At 35.1% G+C, this 3,599-nt stretch carries 4 protein-coding genes; 2 read left to right on the top strand and 2 right to left on the bottom strand.

Annotated elements, in window-relative coordinates:
• Positions 1-150 precede the first annotated feature (150 nt).
• Both SA378_RS04500 and SA378_RS04505 read left to right on the top strand, forming a co-directional pair.
• On the top strand, positions 151-1,335 hold the full coding sequence (locus SA378_RS04500; RefSeq protein WP_318524789.1) for a PLP-dependent aminotransferase family protein: 1,185 nt from the start codon (positions 151-153) through the stop codon (positions 1,333-1,335).
• A gap of 81 nt (positions 1,336-1,416) precedes the next feature.
• Complete coding sequence (locus SA378_RS04505; RefSeq protein ID WP_318524790.1) at positions 1,417-2,343, top strand: radical SAM protein; 927 nt, start codon at positions 1,417-1,419, stop codon at positions 2,341-2,343.
• Between the two features lie 92 nt (positions 2,344-2,435).
• Here the strand turns inward: SA378_RS04505 and SA378_RS04510 are convergent, their stop codons facing one another.
• Together SA378_RS04510 and mraW are read right to left on the bottom strand one after the other, a co-directional pair.
• Positions 2,436-2,927, bottom strand: a complete 492-nt coding sequence (locus SA378_RS04510) for a hypothetical protein (protein WP_318524791.1) — start codon at positions 2,925-2,927, stop codon at positions 2,436-2,438.
• 140 nt (positions 2,928-3,067) lie between these two features.
• Positions 3,068-3,599, bottom strand: a 532-nt coding sequence (mraW, locus tag SA378_RS04515) for a 16S rRNA (cytosine(1402)-N(4))-methyltransferase (RefSeq protein ID WP_318524792.1), incomplete at its 5' end; no start/stop codon positions are given.

Raw genomic sequence — 3,599 nt, forward strand, 5'->3', positions numbered from 1 at the left:
AACATAATTGCCGTAAATATGGTGATTCAAAAAGAATTCACTTTTCATCTAAGACTTTGTAACAAACAGGTTTACATTTTCACATATTTATTGTATAATATTATAGATTTTGAAGTGATTATTTGACTGTATATATTAAAGGAGGGTTTTATGGATATACGTTTTTCTGACAGAGCTAATGGATTAAAAGCTTCTGCTATAAGAGAGCTTCTCAAGCTTACTGAAATGCCGGAGGTTATTTCTTTTGCTGGTGGGTTACCAGCACCTGAGTTATTTCCAGTTGAGCGAATTAAAGAGATATTCTCAGAGGTTATGGATAGAGATGGACGTGCAGCATTGCAGTACGGTCCTACTGAAGGTTATAGACCATTGAGAGAAATAATTGCTACACAGAGAATGTCAACAGCACACATGAAACTAACTGGAGACGATGTTATAGTAACTACAGGATCACAGCAGGGCCTTGAGTTTTCAGCAAAGTTATTTCTTAACAAGGGTGATGTTGTAATTTGTGAAAGCCCTAGTTATCTTGGTGCAATAAATGCATTTCAGGCTTACGAACCGAAGTTTGTAGAAGTGTCAATGGATGAACACGGCATGATAATGTCCGAGTTAGAAAATGCATTGAAAGAAAATCCAAATGCTAAAATGATTTACACAATCCCTGATTTCCAGAATCCAACAGGAAAAACGATGCCTGATGACAGAAGGAAAAGAATGGCTGAATTAGCAGCTGAGTACAAAATTCCTATAATTGAAGATAATCCATACGGCGAGCTTATTTTTGAAGGAACTGTTCACCCTGCGATAAAGAGTTTTGATAAAGAAGGTTGGGTTGTTTTCCTTGGTACTTTCTCAAAGACTTTTGCTCCTGGATTAAGACTTGGATGGATTTGCGCATCACCTGAAATACTCAGTAAATATGTAATTATTAAACAAGGAGCTGATTTACAGTCTAGTTCTCTTGATCAAAGAATTGCTGCAACTTTTATGCAGAAGTATGATTTAAATGAGCATATTGAGAAAATAAAAGAAATATATGGAAATCGCAGAACTTTAATGCTTGAATGCATGGACAAATATTTCCCTGCAGATGTTAAACATACAAACCCATATGGTGGACTTTTTGCGTGGGTTGAATTGAGAGAAGACCTTGATGCTGGAAAAATCATGGAAGAATGTATAAAAGAAAATGTTGCTTATGTTCCGGGAGATGCTTTTTTCCCTAATGGCGGTCATAAGAATTTCTTTAGAGTTAACTATTCATGCATGCCTGAAGACAAGATTGTAGAAGGTATAAAGAGATTAGCAAAAGTTTTGGCTAAGTATTATTAGGATATTTAATAATGGCGGTTGGGCGGTTAGCTTAACCGCTATGTTTATATTAACATTAAATTAAATAAAGGCGGTGTGTTTATGAAGGATACAAAATTCGCATATGGGCCGGTTCCATCCAGAAGGCTTGGTATATCTTTGGGAATCAGCCCGATTCCTAAGAAAACATGTAATTATTCTTGTGTCTATTGTCAGCTTGGAAGAACTAATCATATGACGAATACTCGTCAAATGTTTTTTTCAGTTGAAGAAATCATGGCAGAATTTAATGAAGTTTTAAGAAATGATATAAATTTTGATGTTGTTACTATAGTTGGAGAGGGTGAACCCACACTGTATCTTGGACTGGGGGAGCTTATTGATGAAATTAAGAAAAAGACGGATAAACCGGTAGCTGTAATTACCAATGGTGCTCTTCTTTATGATTTTCAATTGCAGCAGGAATTAAGCAAAGCTGATATAGTACTGCCAACAATGGACGCCTATGATAAAGAGTCATTCAATAAAATCAACAGACCACATGGTTTCTTGGATTTTTCCAAGGTTAGCAAGGGACTAGAGGATTTTTCCAAAAAATATCAAGGACAGCTTTGGGTTGAAATTATGTTGATTAAAGATATGAACGATGATGATAAAAGCTTGAATAGATATGTTGAAATGCTAAAAACAATAAAATATGATAAGTTATATATAAATACACCTGTACGTCCACCAGCGGAACTAAATATAAGGGCTGTAAGTCACGAGAGAATGAATGCTGCAGCAGATATATTAGGCGGTATTTCAATTGATTTATTGGAATCTCAAGGTTTTCATAGTGAAATAAAGGATGATTATCAGGCTGTTTTAAGCATAATTAAGCGCCATCCTATGAATCAATTTGAAGTTGAAAGTTTTTTAAAGTCAAGAGTGTGCGAAAATATTGAAGAATTGTTAATTAGATTGGGAAAAGATGATAATGTGGATGCAATAAATTATAAAGGGTACGATACATATAGGCTAAAATAGTTTTTACAAAAAAACAAATAACCCGCCAAACAATCTTTCTCCGGAATGCTCCGGATTTAGAATTAATTGGCGGGCTTTTAATACTTAATTAATTATTCTGCAATACCTGACCCATCTCTTAGGCCTGCTCTATTTCCAAAACCGTTGCCGTTTTGACCATTACCAAGTCCTTTTCCCTGACCATTGTGCATCATACCTCCAAAACCTGCTCCAAGAGTCTTGCCTGTTTCAGATGATCCGGTTTCATCGCAAGTAGTTTGGTTTTCTTCTAAAGCTGCCAGTATTTCATCAGCTTCTTCTTGTGTTAATCTTCCTTCAGTTACCCTTTCTCTTAGAACAGCTTTTTTGTTTTCAAGCATTTGACTTTTGAATTCATTGGTTTTACCTGCATCAATAGCCATTTTACCATATGTGTTTCCGCTTTCTAATCTTTCTGCTCTTACATCTTCAATAGTTCTTCCTGTCAATTCTGCAGTTATTTCGGCTGGAGTGGCATAATTTGAAGCTGCAAATGCTGTTACTGTTGTTGCACCAACTGCGAGTACCATTGCTCCAACTAATGCTAAATTTTTTATTTTTTTCATCTGTATTACCTCCTAAGAATTTGAATTCTTTCTATAGTGATAATATAATAAAAGATTATGTCAAAAGTGTGTTTTTATTATTTTTTTTTAATGAATTTTCAATAAGTTACAAAAGGTATAAACTAGTCAAAAATTACAAGTTATGATTTTATAGCCCAACGCAATTTAGCAGAACGAGCACGAGGGTTGGCATTGCATTCTTCTGCTGATGGACGAATAGGATCGGGAGCTATTTCACTATAGATACCTTCACGAAAAAAACGCTGAAAAGATTTTTTAACCAGACGATCTTCTCCTGAATGAAATGAAAGTACAGCAACGCGACCACCCTTAGCAAGAGTAGTAGGAAGCTTTTCCAAAAATTCATATAACACTTCAAATTCATTATTTACATCAATTCGTAATGCTTGAAAGCATCGTTGACAGGATTTTTTAATCTCATCATCTCGATTTTTCCCCGGAATAAATTTAAGCGCTTCTTTAATAATTTGTTGGAGATGAGTTGTTGTTGATATGTCTATTCCCTTTTTTATTTCAGAAACAATGGCACGGGAGATTACTGCGGAATTAGGTTCGTCAGCATTTTCTATCAGCATACCTTCTAATTCATCTTGTGAAATAGTTTTTAACCGTTCTGCTGCTGATATACCTTTTAGTGGATTCAACCTCAAG

The organism is Sedimentibacter sp., from assembly GCF_033447055.1.
Classification (GTDB): Bacteria; Bacillota; Clostridia; order Tissierellales; family Sedimentibacteraceae; genus Sedimentibacter.

Coding starts and splice junctions, on each gene's coding strand:
- SA378_RS04500 (WP_318524789.1), top strand. CDS start 151: ATGGATATACGTTTTTCTGACAGAGCTAATGGATTAAAAGCTTCTGCT.
- SA378_RS04505 (WP_318524790.1), top strand. CDS start 1,417: ATGAAGGATACAAAATTCGCATATGGGCCGGTTCCATCCAGAAGGCTT.
- SA378_RS04510 (WP_318524791.1), bottom strand. CDS start 2,927: ATGAAAAAAATAAAAAATTTAGCATTAGTTGGAGCAATGGTACTCGCA.